This window comes from Eubacterium maltosivorans, from assembly GCF_002441855.2.
GTDB classification, from domain to species: Bacteria; Bacillota; Clostridia; order Eubacteriales; family Eubacteriaceae; genus Eubacterium; species Eubacterium maltosivorans.
The window spans coordinates 1,113,397-1,129,103 of sequence record NZ_CP029487.1 but is presented as its reverse complement, the minus strand read 5'-3'; the positions used below and the strand labels follow the sequence as shown (position 1 = coordinate 1,129,103).

Genomic DNA, 15,707 nt, shown 5'->3' with positions numbered 1-15,707 from the left:
AATGCAAACCAACACAGATATTACCATCGTCCGAATCACCGAAGATGGAACCGTCAGCAATCAGATTATTCGAGGTGTTAACTGGCAGGGAGAACGAAAAACTTCTGTCACCGACAAAGGACTTCAGTCTGCCGATATGATCACGGTTTTTATTCCCTGTTCAAGTGTCTTGCCGGATGTGGACATAAGGAAAGCTGATTTTGTCGTTGACGGTATTAAGGACTACGGTGAGGCATCCGGAAAAGAATTGCGCCGCCTGGTCGAAAGTGACAGCGGCGTGTCCGTTATCTCCATTCAAGATAACCGAAAGCTTGGTAAGAACCTTGGTCACATCGAGTTAGGGTGCGCCTGATGTCAAAGTCAAACGTTAAAATCCGTCTGAAAATGGATCGGGAGCACAAAATACTGGCAAGATTGAAAATTAATCCGGGTGGACCTGCTCAGAAATTTCTGCTAAATGAAGCCAGACGCAGAAGTGATCCCTACACACCAATGGACACAGGAAGTTTAAAAAACAGCAGCCGTATTTTACCGGCCAGGCAATCCCTTTTATATCCTAGGGTTAAAGCGCGCTATCTTTGGTATGGAAAAGTCATGGTCGGTCCTCCGCCGAAGAAAGTGACGAAGAAAAACTTAAAATTCGCTGGCGCACCCATGCGTGGCCCCTTCTGGGTCAATCGGATGTGGGCAGACAATAAGGATCAAATACTGCGATCATTGGCGCGTTATACGAGGTTTAAAAAGAAATGACAATTTTAGAAAGTGTTTTTGATTATATCAAGGATCAATGTGATCTGATCAAGAAAAACCATCGGTCCGTTGGATTTAATTTCATCTCAGATGTCGTGGAATCCTGCTCCATTGTGGAGGTACCATCAGACCCGTGGGTTAAGCATTATACGGACGGCGGCGGGATGAAGCAGTGCGTTTTCCATTTCTGCTCCCGTGAGTTTTATGGGATTGACAGTGAAAACAACCTGGAAAATGACCGCTTTTATGAAGATTTGGAATACTGGTTTAAAGAGCAGTCTGAGGCAGGGAATCTTCCGAAACTGGACCGGGGACGGCAAAGCCAGTATATTGAAACATTGAGCAATGGCTATCTATTAGAAAACGAAGGCGATGAGGCAAAATATGTCATACAGTGCCGCCTCGTCTATACCGAATAACAGGAGGAATTAAAAATGAATATTGGTGAATTGGTAAAACGGTCTGGGAAGGTCGCTTTTTTTGGTGTGCCCAAGGAAGGCGGTGAACCGACTTTTAACCGGATGAAGGGTTTTACAGATATGTCGCAAAGCAAAAACCCTTCTGAATACAGCCGGAAATATGTGGATGAAGACTTTGAGCAGACCGACGTAACCGGGTATAGCCCATCCATTTCCTATACCTTTGATATGTACAATGGAAATCCCGTGCTCGAGGATATTGTGAAAATTACGGACAACGAGCTGACTGGAAATGACGCGATCCGTGACATTGTTCTGGTGGACATCGCGAGCAAAAAAGCAGTAAAGCGGTCCTTTGCCATCGTTCCAGATACAGAAGGTGACAGCACCGACGCTTATACTTATTCCGGCAACTTAAAAGTAAAAGGTGAAAAAGTCTTTGGGACCGTTGTTTTATCCGAAAACGATACGGTATGCACGTTTACTGAGAGCAGTGGAAGCAATCCGGAAACGCCAGAAGTCTGAGTGAGGAGAGAGAAATATGTTAGAAATTAATGGAGTAAAGCTTAACTTTGATTTGATGGATGCGGAGATTGCAGACGCGGCAGAAAAAGCACTGGCAGATTTTAGCGAAAAGCATAAAACCATTGAACGCGGTAAGTCTTTAAGCAAAGCCATTCAGCAGGAGTGTGATCTGGTTTATGCTTTTTTCGATGATGTGTTTGGAAAAGGGGCCGCCGAGGAAGTGTTTAAAGGTGAGAAGCATTATATCAAGTGTTGCGATGCCTTTAAACAGGTGGTGGACGAAATCCAGCATTTTAATACCATGCTTGCAGAGCGGAACCAGGAAATGGAGCGTTTGACTGCCGGCCCTGCAGTCGTTGATGGAAGCAATATCAAACGTTTTGAAACAAAATGATTTTTACACAGCGGTTACCAAAAACCGTGGAAGTCGACGGCCATCATTATCCCATTGATCCGGATTATCGCGTTATGGCCGCCTTTGAGGTGAATATGCAGGAGAAGCGGGGAGATGAAAGAGCGGTCATTGCTGCCACGCTCCTTCTTTTTTATCCGGAAGGTATCCCGGCAAACATCGAAATGGCAGCGCAGAAGATGCTCTGGTTTTATCAATGTGGAAAAGAAGAAAAGTCTCGGGAAGCTGAATCAAGCCGCCATCCAAAACAGGTTTATAGTTTTAAAGCCGATGAAGGGTATATTTTTTCAGCTTTTCTGGATCAGTATGGCATCAATCTGTTAGAAGTTGAGTTTATGCACTGGTGGGTTTTTCGACGGTTATTTAACGGTCTGAAAGCGGATAATGAGATTGTCAAAATAATGGGCTACCGCTCTGTAAAAATTGACAGTAAAATGCCACCTGAGAAACGCCATCTTTACCGCAAGCTGCAGAAACAGTATCAATTGCCGGATTATCGCACGGAAGAACAGCGTGAGAAGGATATGGTCACCGCGCTATCCTCGTTCTTTTAAAGGGGTGTGATTAACATTGAAAAAGTAAGATGTCCCCATTGCGGGCATGAGATGAACCTATTTTTCACAGAAACGGCAGAGGCCAGTGGCATACGGCTGAAATGTAAAGCCCGACACTGCCGCCGTATATTTGAATTGAAAATAAAAGCAGGAAAACAGGTTAAGTAGTGCCGTTGTGCCGATAACCAATCATGAAGGTGGTGAGGTTATTGGCAGATGGTAAATTAGAAGTTGAAGTCGGCCTGGAGACAAGCGGCTTTAAAAAAGGATTAGCAAAACTAAAAGATACAGCAGTTGACGGTATGAAATCAATGGCGGTTGGTGTCGCTGCCGCCGGCACGGCACTGGCGGCCGCTGGCGTTAAAGCTGTAAGGCTGGCCTCCGACTTAACCGAGGTCCAGAATGTTGTTGACACCACCTTTGGCGCAGACGCAGATAAGATTAATCAGTGGGCCAAAGATGCGGCGACCTCTTTTGGGATGGCCGAACTGGATGCCAAGCAGTTCAATGGGACCATTGGCGCCATGCTGAAGTCCATGGGTCTTGCCGGAAGTGAAGTTACCCAGATGTCCATGGATATGGTTGGTTTGGCAGGGGATATGGCCTCCTTCTACAATCTTGACCACGAAGTCGCCTTTGAAAAAATCCGGGCTGGAATTTCAGGAGAAACCGAACCCCTGAAGCAACTCGGCATTAATATGTCTGTGGCCAATCTGGAGGCCTTTGCTTTAAGCCAGGGAATTGACAAGACCTATGACAGCATGACCCAGGCCGAACAGGCCACCCTTCGATATCAATATCTGATGTCCGTGACCGCGGATGCCCAGGGCGACTTTGCGAAAACATCTGACAGCCTGGCCAACCAGCTGCGTATTGCACAGCTGCAGATAACCAACCTTGCCGGAGCTGTCGGAAAAGAACTCCTGCCAGCTGCAACGGAGGCCGTCACCTTTCTTGGAGAGATGGGCAAACGCCTCAATGAAGCCTTTGAGAAAGACGGTCTGGAGGGGCTGGTATCCGAGGTAGGATCTGTACTGGCAGACATCGTCAAGAAGATTACAGAATACATTCCAAAGGTTGTTGAAACAGCCATTTCCTTGATTGAGTCGCTTATCAGCGGCATACAAAAGAATCTTCCAGATATTATCAACGCGGTGATGGAATCTCTCGAAATTTTAATTGACGGCATACTTGAGATGCTGCCGGCATTGCTGGCCCTGGGGATCAGTTTGATCACTGAACTGGCAAAAGGGATCGGCCAGGCTCTGCCACGGTTAATCCCAGCCGTTATCTCAGCCATCCATGAATTGGTCATTGTCCTGCTCGATATGCTGCCCGATCTCATTGAAGCGGGTATCCAGCTGATTGAAGGATTAATGCAAGGCATAGCAGAGGCCATTCCAATGCTTTTGGATATGTTGCCCGACTTAGTACTCGCCATTGCGGAAACCTTAACCAATTCCCTTGATTTGATCTTAGATGCAGGAGTAAGACTCCTGAGTGGTCTGGTAAAGGCTGTCCCAGTTGTCCTTGAGAAGTTGATCGCTATTTTGCCGACATTGATCCAGGCGATCATTGATTTTATTATGGGCGCTTTTCCGGCGATCATTGAGGCTGGGCTAAAACTTTTCTCAGCGTTGGTTGAAGCGCTTCCGAAGGTCATCGAACAGATCATTGCGTTTTTACCACAGTTGGTTGAGATGATCGTCGATTTTATTACCGATGCGGTTCCAATGCTGGTTGACGCCGGCATCCAATTGTTTTCCGGTTTACTGGAAGCGCTGCCCACGGTGATTGACCAGCTGGCAGTCTTACTGCCGGAGCTGATCACGTCTGTTATCCAGATATTATCTGAAGCCGTTCCGGTTATCATTGAAGCGGGGCTAAAACTCTTTATGACCCTTGTGGAAGTGCTGCCGGTAGTCATCGAACAGATCATTGAGTTGTTACCGACGTTAATTCAAACCGTCGTGGACGCCCTGATCGGGCTGATGCCTATTATTCTGGACGCTGCTTTACAGCTAGTCATGGGGCTATTACAAGGAATCATTGAGGCCCTGCCGATTATCATCGAGGCCTTGCCTGAGATTATCATGACCGTTGTCAATGGTCTCCTTCAGGGAATCGAGATGATTGTTCAGGCCGGCGTCCAGCTGTTTACGGCACTTGTTCAGGCATTACCAACTATTATTGAAATGATTGCAGCAGCCTTGCCGGGGCTGATTACAGGCATCATTAACGCTTTGATGACATTGCTGCCGCAGATCATACAGGCAGGCATTCAACTCTTTACAGCCCTGATTGGGGCGATGGACCAGATTATCACAGCCATTGTGTCCGCGCTGCCGCAGATCATTGACGCGATCATCAATGCGATTATTATGCTGTTACCCCTTGTCATACAAGGCGGGATTCAGCTGTTTATGGCTCTGATCGAGGCCTTGCCTGAAATTATCACAAAGATATGTGAAGCGCTGCCGACGTTGATTAATGGAATTATCAACGGCTTGCTCCAGCTTATCCCGATGCTTATTGACGCCGGGATCCGGCTCTTTTGTGCTTTGATTGAGAATCTGCCCGCCATTATTGCAGGCATTGTAAAGGCCATACCACAGATTATTCGGGCCATTGTTCAAGGCTTTACGTCTTTTATGGGAGCAATTAAAGACATTGGAAAAAATCTGATTAAAGGGCTTTGGGAAGGCATTACTGGCATGGGCAGCTGGCTGATGGAAAAGATCAGCAGTTTTGGATCAAGCATCATTAATGGTTTCAAAAAAGCCTTTAACATTAATTCGCCATCGCATGTAATGCGGGATGAGATCGGAAAGATGCTGCCGCCGGGGATCGGCGTCGGGATAAAGCTTAATGAAAAAGAAGCTCTGAAAGCAGTGGATCACCTCAGCGAGGATATGATTGACCGGATGTCGGGAGCGGTCCATATGGAAGCGGCGGACATCGGCGTGAATCTATCGAACCGGGGTCTTGAGGAGATTACTGGCAAAGCGCCTGTCGTGAATGTCAGCGCCCCGGACCCCGCGCCCATTACCGTTGTCGCTGAAACCCCGCCGATCTATCTGGATACCGAAAGGATCGCGGATAAAACAACGCCCCGGGTAGTCAGTAACGTCAGCCGGGAAAAGGTATCAAAAAATATCGCGAAAGGAAAGAAACCAGTCAATGTCTAAAGCATACATCCAATATAACGGGTATCGGTCCGACGCGGTTGGAATTACAGGAGTCGTGGTAAAGCTGCTTGGGACCATTCAGATACCGACACCACAAAAACGCTACGATACCATTACCATCCCGGGGCGCGATGGCCTGCTGTACGAGGAGGACGCTTATGATGATATTGTTATCCCGTTGGAAATGGAGATCCAGGATCTTGAGAAAAACGAGGATGCCATTGACATTGTAAAGCGCTGGCTTAAGGATACAAGCGACCCGCGGCTTTTTCTGTCCGTAGATGAACGTTCATTCTATCGGGTGCATCAGGTTGAAATGTCAGAAATTGAAATCCAGTACCGGCGTTACGGGCAGTTCACAGCGAAATTCACCTGCGACCCTTACCGCTACCAGGCCGCCAGCGACGTGGCTGTTAATCTCACCGATCAGCTCATGAATAACGCTGCAGTCAGCCGCCCGATTTACATCATCACTGGAAACGGAGCCTGTACCCTGACTGTCAATGGTAACGCCATCCCTTTGACCATTGACGGGGAACTGACCATCAACACTGAAAAACAGCTCTGCTATAAAAGCCAGGGCATTTTTGCCAATAAGGCCATGACCGGGGAGTTTTCCGATCTGTTTCTTTTGCCAGGGAAGAATACCCTTAGTCTAACCGATGGCTTTACAGGCAAAATTATCACCAATATGAGGAAAATCTAATGATTAACGTGTATAACAGCCGAACCGAACTGAAAGCTGCCGCTTTTACCGACAACGGCGATATGGTTCTTCAGCCCAGTAAATGCAATTTTATCATGGAACTGAACGGACAGTGTGAAATTGAGATGGAGCACCCCTTTGATGCAGAAGGGCGCTGGCGGTACCTACAGAATGAAGCCATCATCGGGTGCCCCACCCCCTACAGCAAGAGGCAGCTATTTCGAATCTATGACACACAGAAAAAGATGGATCGGATGGTCATCTACGCTCGGCATATTTTCTTTGACCTGATCAACACCATCCTTCTGGACGTCCGGCCAACCCAGAAAAACGGACAGGAAGCCCTTGCCATTATTTTGGATAAAACGTCCTTTACAGGACATTCCGACATCACAAAGGTAAACACATCCTATTACATTGTCAAGAACGTGGTAGAGGCCATCTGTGGGGAAAAAAGCAACACCTATATCTCCAGGTGGGGCGGCGAGTGCCTGTTTGATAACTTTGATGTTTATGTTAATACCAAGATCGGGGAGGACAATGGCGTTACCATCGCCTTTGGCAAAAATCTTCTGGAGATTGAAGAACGCCAGAGCATGGACACGGTTATCACAAGAATATACCCCTTTGGGTTTGACGGCATTACCCTGGATCCGGCGGCGGCCTATGTGGATAGCCCGAAGATAAACGATTATGCCTTGATCTATGAGCGGAAGGTGACCTTTGAAGATGTGAAGGTTAAGAAAAACGCCGGCGATCCTGATGAGGAAGGCTTTGCTACGCTGTCCGAAGCTCAGGAGGAGCTCCGCAGCCGATGCAGGGCGCTTTATACCGGTGGCGCAGATAGACCGTCCTTCAACCACAAAATCAATATGGCTTGTCTGGCCAACACCACCGAGTATAAAGACTTCGCAGTCCTTGAGACGGTGAACATCGGGGACACGGTTCATTGCTACCATAAAAAGATTGATATTGCCTTTGTATCCCGCTGCATCTCCGTAGACTGGAATGCCCTGACCGGCAAGTACAACAAAATCGAGATTGGCACCCCGGTCTATACCTTCACCGACGATGAGGAAGAAACCAAGAGCCGCCTGGATGAGCTGGACGAAAAGGTCAATGGCACCTATGACCCGTCCGCGGGCGGCGGGACCGGCGGTTATACGGGTGGGATTGTGCAGCAGGTGAGCCAGTACCGGTGGGAAGTCATTGATTCTTACCCGCCGGCAAACGAAGAAAGCGGGGTTTTGTACCTCGTGTGTGATGTGGAGGCATAAATGAGCATTGTTTATAACCAGAAAAAGGCCAGTGACCTGGTCGTTAGCGGCCGGCATATGCGGGAAGCCTGGATTGATGGGCAAAAGATATGGCCAGACAGATTTAGCATTGACCACTTTTTTAACAGCTTAAATTTTCAGTGGATGGGTTATGGTAACCTATACTATAACGCAGATGGCAATTATATTTATTACACTTCTGACGGAGCGATTCTGTATTATGACAAAGCAGATCATCAATGGAAACCACAGTCCGGAATAAACCTGACCATAACGCCGCGAAAACGGGTTCCGTATTCGCACAAAGGGTTTGTCATCATCATGGACCCGATTGAATTCTCTACGTACAACACCGATTTAATGTTAAAAGAAGACAGTTTAAGGTGCTCTTTTTACTATTCTGAATTTGGTGATATGTGGGAATATATAACGGTCAGAGGGTCAGGCATTGAGCAGTTTGGATTTTTGAATGCAGAGAACCGTCTTAATGATGTGATTTACGATGGAAAAGATCTATATCTGTGGATGGGCGGAAAGGCCTCGCTGGATGGACACACAGCGCATGGAACGAATATTATTGCAGTCGTTCCGAACTTTGGAAGCGGAAACCGAATAGTGGGGGCCGTCAAGCAACGACATGCAGAAGTTCCGTTTTATCTTAACGGAATCGGGTGTTACGATGAAGAAGAAGATGTATTTGCCAGCATTCAACAAGATTTAACTTACACTGTCAGGAATTTTCAGGACGGCGATCTTTTTAAGGCCAGCTATTTAAACAACCAGATATTTTATAGAATAACAATCTGGAAAGATCAACGAAACGATTACCTGTTTTTGCTCAAGGAGGACTACACATACGCAGAAATTGCTACTTTTAAAGATGGATTCGGTGGCTTCCCGAGTATGCTGACTTATGATCCTGAACGCGGTTTTTATGTTCTATTTGAAACAGGCGTTTTCAGGGTATCTTACGATCTCATCAATTGGAAGAATGTTCAAAATAATTTCACAGCCCCCGACGGACTGTATTATATTCCAAAGGATGGCTATTACGTTGTCGTAAAAGATTCATCGAAAGGAGCTTGCAGCATTTTCCATGCTGCTGTGTAAAAAAAGATTATGGAAATAAGAGTGATTGGCAGAGACATCCAGATCGACCAGACCACAGCCATCGCTGTGGAGAATGACAACGCGACAGAAACCGCTTGCTTTGTCCTGGACCGTTTTACCGAAAGTGATATCGACCTGTCACAGATGAGCGGCTTTATCGTCTACTCCAACGAACTGGGCACACGCTTTGAGGCATTGAATACCGCGTTAGTTGGGGATAAAATACAGGCCAGCTGGAGCGTTACCCGCTCCCTGACAACCGTCAACGGCCGCTTTTTGTTTGGGCTGACCTTTTTAAGCGCAGCGAACTATGAGGATTTACCAAGCGCCGAAAAGGTCTGGTCCACCAATATCGCAAAGTCCAACATCACCGGAAGCCTGGTGGGGGATGACTACGCGGTTCCGGAGGAACCGATTATTATGCAAATGCTGGCCATTGCCAGTGCCGTTACTGCGGCCGGAGCAGAAGTTCAGAGCGATGCCCAAAAGGCGCAACAAGCCGAAAAGAAGGCAACAGAGGAAGCCGCCAAGACAGAGGGGTTGATTAACAGTCTTGTGGATATGATCGATGCGATCAATGGAGAATCCGTCACCTATGTGGATTCCATTGATGCCATCAACGGGGAGGTGATCTGATGGGAACTGTCAACGATAAACTGAATTACTTGCTTGACACAAAATTGTGCCTGAGGCGGGCAATTGAAGAACACGGAGTGGCCATACCGACAGAAACCACCTTCCGGCAATACGCGGACAAAATCGCCGCGATTCCAACAGAGGATACCGTCTCCGAAAAACTCCGGACCATCATTAACGATCCAGAAGTGACTGGTACCGCCGTTGAACTGGCTGAAAACATCGAGATAAGCAAAGGCTCCATCAAGCAGGCCATTGAGGCAAAAGGGGTTTCGGTGGACACTGGCATTTCCTTTGCTCAGTATGCTGGAAAAATCGCTGATATTGCAGGAAAGGCAGAAGCTGAGCCCGAAGGCAAAGGTTTTTTTCATGAGGACGTTGTCTATTGCCGGGAAAAGGCAAATGATCTGGTTGGTGCCCTTGGGGTGACCGGATCCTACGCACTGATAATGACCTACAGCAGTGTGGCCGTTACATTAAAAAAAGGTGGAACGAACCAGTATTCCATTGAAACCAGCGATGGAAAAACTTACGCGAGCAGTACGGCAGAGACCGCCGTCACCCACACCTGGGATGAAACAAAATGTCCGGACAGCCTGGTGGACAGTACGAAGAAAATACACTGGTTTATTGTGAAAACATCCGGAAAGGTCATTGACTGGGCACTTCCGGCTTTTGATGTTTTAGTTCTGGTGAACTGTAAAGTTTGTTTCCGATATCTGGAGAACGCGAGCCTGAACAGCTTTGTGACCGCTCTTTCCGGGGATTCCGCCGTGGTGGTTGAATACAGCGGTGCGGCAAAAGAAGATTACGAATACATGAGCACAACCAAGCTGATCTATCTGGATTGTCTTTTTATCAATCCCGATGATTCAGGGATGGTGGGCGCATCCGGCGCACTGCAGTATGTCCGGTTCAGCGGCGGGTTCTATGCCAGCACAGGCTCCGTGTTTACCATGTCTTCCAACATTAAAAGGATTGATTTCAGCAGCAATACCCTCCTGAGTGGTGAATTTTTATATGAAGCTTTCAAAGACTGCACCAACCTGGAAGTCATCAACTTTGAAGCACCTCTGTTTAACACCTACCTGTATGGGACCTTTTCAGGATGCAGCAAGCTTAAGGCGGTTAACCTGCCGCCGTACATCATTCAAGCATCAGACGCCAGCGCCTGCTTCCAAAATTGTGCTGCCTTGGCGTGTATCCCGGCCATCGATATGGACCAGGCGCCTTACAGCGAGTCGATTTTGGAGGGATGCACCAGCATGAGAGAAGTCCATTTAAAGAATATTCAGTACGATCTGGATATCAGTGCATCCACCCAGTTTACCACAGAGGCCCTTGTGGAAGTCCTTAACAACCTTAAAGTGGCTTCAGGCCAAACATTGACCATGGGTGTCGATAACCTGGCCAAGCTGACCACTGAACAGAAAGCCATTGCCACAAACAAGGGATGGACTTTGGCATAAGGAGGAGACAACATGAAAATCGCCATTAGTAACCGAAAAATCGAACTACAATACCAGACCGTCCTGGCCGTCCAGTACGACAATGGCACCGAGTTCGTAGACTTTGTTTTGGACCGGACCCAGTACGATGAGGACCTGTCGGATTTAACGCCGCTTTTTCTCTATGAAAATGCTGCGGGCGGCTTCATCGACACGGCCACCAAGACGGTCACCGCCGATCAGATCATTGTGCGCTGGCTCATTGGAAAGCATTTGACCAACGTAGCCGGCGAGCTGTCCTTTATGCTGGTGCTGGCGGACTGCGAGGACATCACAAAGTGGCAGGAGGCCACACGGATCTGGCAGACCGAAAAGGCCCGGTGCACCATCCCGCCCTCCATTCTGGGCACAAAGCCCTTTGATCCAGAGGCGCCGCTGATTTCACAGCTGATCGCTTTGGCGGCGCAGATCAATGAAACCATCGGCAGCGCGGATCAGATACTCCAGGATATGACCAAGATCAAAGATGACGCCCAGGCCATCGTTGACAATTTTACCGCCGAGGACGTAGTGTTCACCGACGGCCAGACCTTCCAAGAAAAATACGAGGCTGGAGACTTAGACGGGCCGCCGGGAGAACAGGGTAAGGAAGGAGCCGGACTGTCCATTCTGGGCACTCTGGAATCAACTGCGGAGCTGCCGGTGGTCGGAGAACCCGGCCGGGCCTATATGATCGATGGGAACCTGTACGTCTGGACCCTGGCGGACAGCGCGTGGACCAATGTCGGCAAAATAAAGGGAGATGCTGGAGATACGCCGGAGATCGGCGACAATGGGCATTGGTGGATCAGCGGCACGGATACGGGGATCTCAGCCACCGGAAACAAGGGCGATAAAGGAGATACGCCCGCCATTGGTGATAATGGAAACTGGTTTATCGGTGATACCGATACGGGTTTTCCAGCTGCAGGACCGCCCGGAGATCCCGGTAAAAGTGCGACCATTACCGTAGGAACGGTCACGACCGGAGCGCCTGGAAGCAGCGCAGCCGTGACAAACTCCGGAACAGAAGCCGCTGCGATTCTGGATTTTGTCATTCCCCAGGGCGCATCTGGCGGAGGAACGGTGAATTCCAACGACATTCTGGAAGTGGGGGCGAGCGTAGTCGGTGGGTGGCAGTCAGTCGGCGAGGAGGTTGGCACCGGACTTGAGAAAGTCGAAGGCAAATATTATCTGAACAAATTTACCGGTTATCTTTATCAGTATCGTTATAACGGCGAAAGTGGAAACACCGAATGGATATGGATGGGAAGTACTGCGGGCTGCCATCTTCTTACCGGGACGGCCATTACTGGCGAGAGGCCGGCAACAGACAGCTCCCCGAGCAATCACCTGCCCTATGCGGACGGTGATCTTTACTTGAACACCGACACTCTGAATCTGTACCAGTATTTTGAGGACAACTATGGCGATCTCTATAGACAATGGGCTCTTGTCACGTCACTGGACCGATCCCCTAAAATGCTGTCTGTGGCGTCAATGCCAGCGAGTCCAGATCCGGATACCTGGTATTTCATACAGGAGTGAGCCATGGGCATTCAGTTTAATGGAAAACAGCATCAAGCCATCTATTTTGCCGGTCATTACCATCAAGCCGTCTATAAAGGCAACTCCTTATACTGGGAAAAGCAAACCAACCTGTTAAAACCTTTCTGGTCGGATGGGAAAAGCGCCATCCTAAACGGGCTTTCCATCAACACCGAAGAAAATGGAATAGTCACCTTTGACGGAACCTACTACAGTACCGGCAACATGAATCTTTGCTTTGCACCGGAATTTTTGAATAACACGGGGCGCCCGGATAGCTGGATCACCACCGCCATTCTGCCCAAGGGCAGGAAGTATCGTCTGGAGATCAAAGTCTTGTCCGGCAGCATCAGCCTTACAAACGGCAGCACAAACACCAACGCCTTCAATGCGGCCCTTGGAGTTAAGGCTTCTGGAAACGGCGCAGCTATGCAGTGCAATCTTCTTGAAAACAGCTTTGTGGCTGAGGCGACGCCAACGACCGATATCGCCACCGCCCGGCTGTTTATCGCCAGTCAGGTATACATCAAGGCTGAAAATTATAAGATTCAGTACATTGTGACAGAAGTGTAGGAGGTGCAAAATGTGAGAATCTGAGACCAGAAGGTCTTTTTTTAATACCAAAAACCAAAGAAAGAAGGAACCAAAAATGGAAAATATGATTGCTAAAGGCCCTGTGATTATGGGAATAACCGGGACTATTTTAAGTACAGTTGCAACTTACTTCGGAGGATGGGACACCGCTTTGCAGACACTTGTAATACTGATGCTGATTGACTACGTAACCGGGCTGATCGTGGCCGGGGTGTTCAAAAACAGCACCAAAACGGAGACAGGGGCGCTGGAATCAAAAGCTGGATTTAAAGGGCTTTTGAGAAAAGGCGTGGCGCTTATGGTGGTTTTAATTGCCTGTCGATTGGATATGCTTATCGGCACGAACTTCGTCCGGGATGCTGCGGTCATCGCTTACTGTATTAATGAAATTCTAAGTATTGTGGAAAACGCTGGGTTGATGGGGGTTCCGATTCCGGAGCCGATCACGAAGGCCATTGAGATTTTGAAAAATAAAAATGAAGAAAAAGAAAGCGGGGGTACAAAGTAATGTTAAACGGTATTGATATAAGCGCATGGCAGCAAGGGATAGATACGGCTGCTGTGCCATCCGATTTTGTAATTATTAAGGCGACCGAGGGATTAAATTATGTGAACGGCGATTGTGACCGGGCTTACCAGCAGGCCAAAGCGGCCGGCAAGAAGCTGGGCGTGTACCACTTTGCGGACGGGAACAGCTCAGGGACGGCTGAAGCAGATTTCTTTGTGGACAATGTGGCTGGCTATATCGGTGAAGCGGTTCTGGTTTTGGACTGGGAAACCCATGCGGTTACGCGTGGGTCGGGATACGCCAAAGCGTTCTTGGACAGAGTACAGGCCAGAACGGGCATTAAGCCGATGATTTACATGTCCGGCTCCGTGGTCAATGAGTGGGACTGGAGCGCGGTTGTCGCGGGAGATTATGGCTTATGGGTCGCTTACTACAGTACCGACAGCTGCGATGGTTACTGGCCGGACGCGCCGATGTACCCCATCAGCGACTGGGCTGGTGCTTCAATGCTCCAGTACACGTCTGGCGGCTATCTGCCCGGCTGGTCTGACCGTTTAGACTTAAATGTGTTCTACGGCGATCATGCTGCCTGGGACGCTTACGCAGGGGGTGGCACCGGTGTAACGCCGCAGCCGCAGCCAGTACCGGCACCAGAAGCGCAGGAAAACGCACAGAATACAACCACCCATATTGTACAGAGTGGAGATACCCTGTCTGCTATTGCGGACCGATACGGAACGACTTACCAGCATCTGGCGTCGATCAACGGGATTGCTGACCCGGACCTGATCTATCCCGGCGATATAATTGTGATTGATGGGGTGGCCTCCGGTAGCGGGCAGACTTATACGATCCAGAGCGGCGATACACTTTCTAGTATTGCTGGAAAGTTTGGTACGAGCGTTGCACATCTGGCGGCGTTGAATGGGATTGAAAACCCGGATTTGATTTATACGGGGGATACGATTCGGATTAATTAGTATGGGAAGGTCAGTCTTTTAGGCTGGCCTTTTTTTTTATTTTTTGGTATAATTGGGAGCATGAAGATATTAGATGTAATAAAAGAACATAAACTAATTGCTGTAATTACAGGTGTTTTGATTTTTATACTTGGCCCTATTGGGTTAAACTATCTTTGTTGGATACAAGGGTGGAACGCAGAGATGTCCGTTGGATATTACGGTACGATGTTAGGAGCAATCGCGACAATAACCGCTCTGCTTGTTACGATAGACTATTCGTTAAAACAAAGTCAAGAAAGTTTCGTTCAAATGCAAAGAAAGGATTATGAAAATAGAATTTACGCTCTTTGCGATGAATTAATTGATCTGTGTAGTCCAGATTATCCCGCCGAAATTATTGGAACTGAAGAAAAAGGTGAGTTTTCTTTTATGCTATACAGAAAAGAAAGAGCTTTGACTCTGTATATAATTAAAATCCAACAGACATATAAAAAGTTTTTGCGTTTTGGAGTTGATGAAAATTTTTTAAAAAACAACAGTATTTCAAACTACGTTGATAGTTTCTGTATATATATAAATGAAATAATTACCGTACAAAAAGGCGGAGAAAGTCCTACATCTGATTTCAGTAAAGCTATTTTTGAAGAGTATGAAAAATTCATCAAGAATATTGGGGAGATTCCCGATGCCATAATGAAAAAAACATTCTCTTAACAACATAGGTGCAGCCGGACATACGTGAATAAAACTTTGGATAACAAATTTAATTATTCTGACACACTTTCGAGTGTGTTTTTTTATTACCTGAATAAAACCAAGAACTAAAATTGTCAAGGGTTCTAAAACCTACGGCGATGTCAAGAAGGAAGTGACAGACGAGGCCTTTGTAGGTACGGCCAAAGCCATTACCGGTATGCAGGAGCCCATTAGAGAGAAGCAGGTGAAGGTAACGGCAGAGGCGATGGTAGAAGTGGCGTAGGGCACGACGCTCTTGTCGTGCCGCAGGCAGGCAACAAAATTAAAAAATAAAG

Annotated in this window: 18 protein-coding genes; all 18 read left to right on the top strand. The window is 47.8% G+C overall.

The window, feature by feature from the left end; genetic code table 11:
• Position 1: 1 nt before the first annotated feature.
• The 18 genes from CPZ25_RS05605 (at position 2) to CPZ25_RS21205 (ending at position 15,655) form a co-directional block, all read left to right on the top strand.
• Entirely contained in the window at positions 2-352 is a 351-nt protein-coding gene (locus tag CPZ25_RS05605) for a DUF6751 family protein (protein WP_096919586.1), read from the top strand.
• Positions 352-750, top strand: coding sequence for a minor capsid protein (locus CPZ25_RS05600; protein ID WP_096919587.1), 399 nt, complete (start codon positions 352-354; stop codon positions 748-750). Before CPZ25_RS05605 ends, CPZ25_RS05600 begins: the two co-directional genes overlap by 1 nt.
• The gene (locus CPZ25_RS05595; protein ID WP_096919588.1) at positions 747-1,169 is read left to right on the top strand and encodes a chloramphenicol resistance protein; all 423 of its coding nucleotides are present in this window, start codon (positions 747-749) and stop codon (positions 1,167-1,169) included. The genes CPZ25_RS05600 and CPZ25_RS05595 overlap by 4 nt, the downstream gene beginning before the upstream one ends.
• Before the next feature lie 15 nt (positions 1,170-1,184).
• On the top strand, positions 1,185-1,694 hold the full coding sequence (locus CPZ25_RS05590) for a hypothetical protein (protein ID WP_096919589.1): 510 nt from the start codon (positions 1,185-1,187) through the stop codon (positions 1,692-1,694).
• Positions 1,695-1,710: 16 nt separating this feature from the next.
• Positions 1,711-2,088: a DUF6673 family protein gene (locus CPZ25_RS05585; protein WP_096919590.1), complete on the top strand. Its 378-nt coding sequence runs from the start codon at positions 1,711-1,713 to the stop codon at positions 2,086-2,088.
• Entirely contained in the window at positions 2,085-2,660 is a 576-nt protein-coding gene (locus CPZ25_RS05580; RefSeq protein ID WP_096919591.1) for a bacteriophage Gp15 family protein, read from the top strand. Before CPZ25_RS05585 ends, CPZ25_RS05580 begins: the two co-directional genes overlap by 4 nt.
• A gap of 209 nt (positions 2,661-2,869) precedes the next feature.
• Positions 2,870-5,848, top strand: a complete 2,979-nt coding sequence (locus CPZ25_RS05575; protein WP_096919592.1) for a hypothetical protein — start codon at positions 2,870-2,872, stop codon at positions 5,846-5,848.
• The gene (locus tag CPZ25_RS05570; protein WP_096919593.1) at positions 5,841-6,554 is read left to right on the top strand and encodes a phage tail domain-containing protein; all 714 of its coding nucleotides are present in this window, start codon (positions 5,841-5,843) and stop codon (positions 6,552-6,554) included. Before CPZ25_RS05575 ends, CPZ25_RS05570 begins: the two co-directional genes overlap by 8 nt.
• A complete protein-coding gene (locus CPZ25_RS05565) occupies positions 6,554-7,831 on the top strand; it encodes a phage tail spike protein (RefSeq protein ID WP_096919594.1) in 1,278 nt (425 codons plus the stop codon). The genes CPZ25_RS05570 and CPZ25_RS05565 overlap by 1 nt, the downstream gene beginning before the upstream one ends.
• Positions 7,832-8,941: a hypothetical protein gene (locus CPZ25_RS05560; protein ID WP_096919595.1), complete on the top strand. Its 1,110-nt coding sequence runs from the start codon at positions 7,832-7,834 to the stop codon at positions 8,939-8,941.
• A 9-nt stretch (positions 8,942-8,950) separates the two neighbouring features.
• Entirely contained in the window at positions 8,951-9,577 is a 627-nt protein-coding gene (locus tag CPZ25_RS05555) for a hypothetical protein (protein WP_133067077.1), read from the top strand.
• Positions 9,577-11,046, top strand: coding sequence for a leucine-rich repeat protein (locus tag CPZ25_RS05550; RefSeq protein ID WP_096919597.1), 1,470 nt, complete (start codon positions 9,577-9,579; stop codon positions 11,044-11,046). Before CPZ25_RS05555 ends, CPZ25_RS05550 begins: the two co-directional genes overlap by 1 nt.
• Positions 11,047-11,058: 12 nt before the next feature.
• Positions 11,059-12,612, top strand: coding sequence for a hypothetical protein (locus tag CPZ25_RS05545; protein ID WP_096919598.1), 1,554 nt, complete (start codon positions 11,059-11,061; stop codon positions 12,610-12,612).
• A gap of 3 nt (positions 12,613-12,615) precedes the next feature.
• Positions 12,616-13,185: a hypothetical protein gene (locus tag CPZ25_RS05540; protein ID WP_096919599.1), complete on the top strand. Its 570-nt coding sequence runs from the start codon at positions 12,616-12,618 to the stop codon at positions 13,183-13,185.
• Between the two features lie 76 nt (positions 13,186-13,261).
• Positions 13,262-13,714, top strand: coding sequence for a phage holin family protein (locus CPZ25_RS05535; RefSeq protein WP_341473491.1), 453 nt, complete (start codon positions 13,262-13,264; stop codon positions 13,712-13,714).
• A complete protein-coding gene (locus CPZ25_RS05530) occupies positions 13,714-14,694 on the top strand; it encodes a GH25 family lysozyme (RefSeq protein WP_096919600.1) in 981 nt (326 codons plus the stop codon). The genes CPZ25_RS05535 and CPZ25_RS05530 overlap by 1 nt, the downstream gene beginning before the upstream one ends.
• A 60-nt stretch (positions 14,695-14,754) precedes the next feature.
• Positions 14,755-15,390 carry a hypothetical protein gene (locus tag CPZ25_RS05525; RefSeq protein WP_096919601.1) on the top strand — a complete coding sequence of 212 codons (636 nt, stop codon included), beginning with the start codon at positions 14,755-14,757 and terminating at the stop codon, positions 15,388-15,390.
• A 94-nt stretch (positions 15,391-15,484) separates the two neighbouring features.
• Positions 15,485-15,655, top strand: a complete 171-nt coding sequence (locus tag CPZ25_RS21205) for a DUF1659 domain-containing protein (RefSeq protein WP_479723751.1) — start codon at positions 15,485-15,487, stop codon at positions 15,653-15,655.
• Positions 15,656-15,707: the final 52 nt, after the last annotated feature.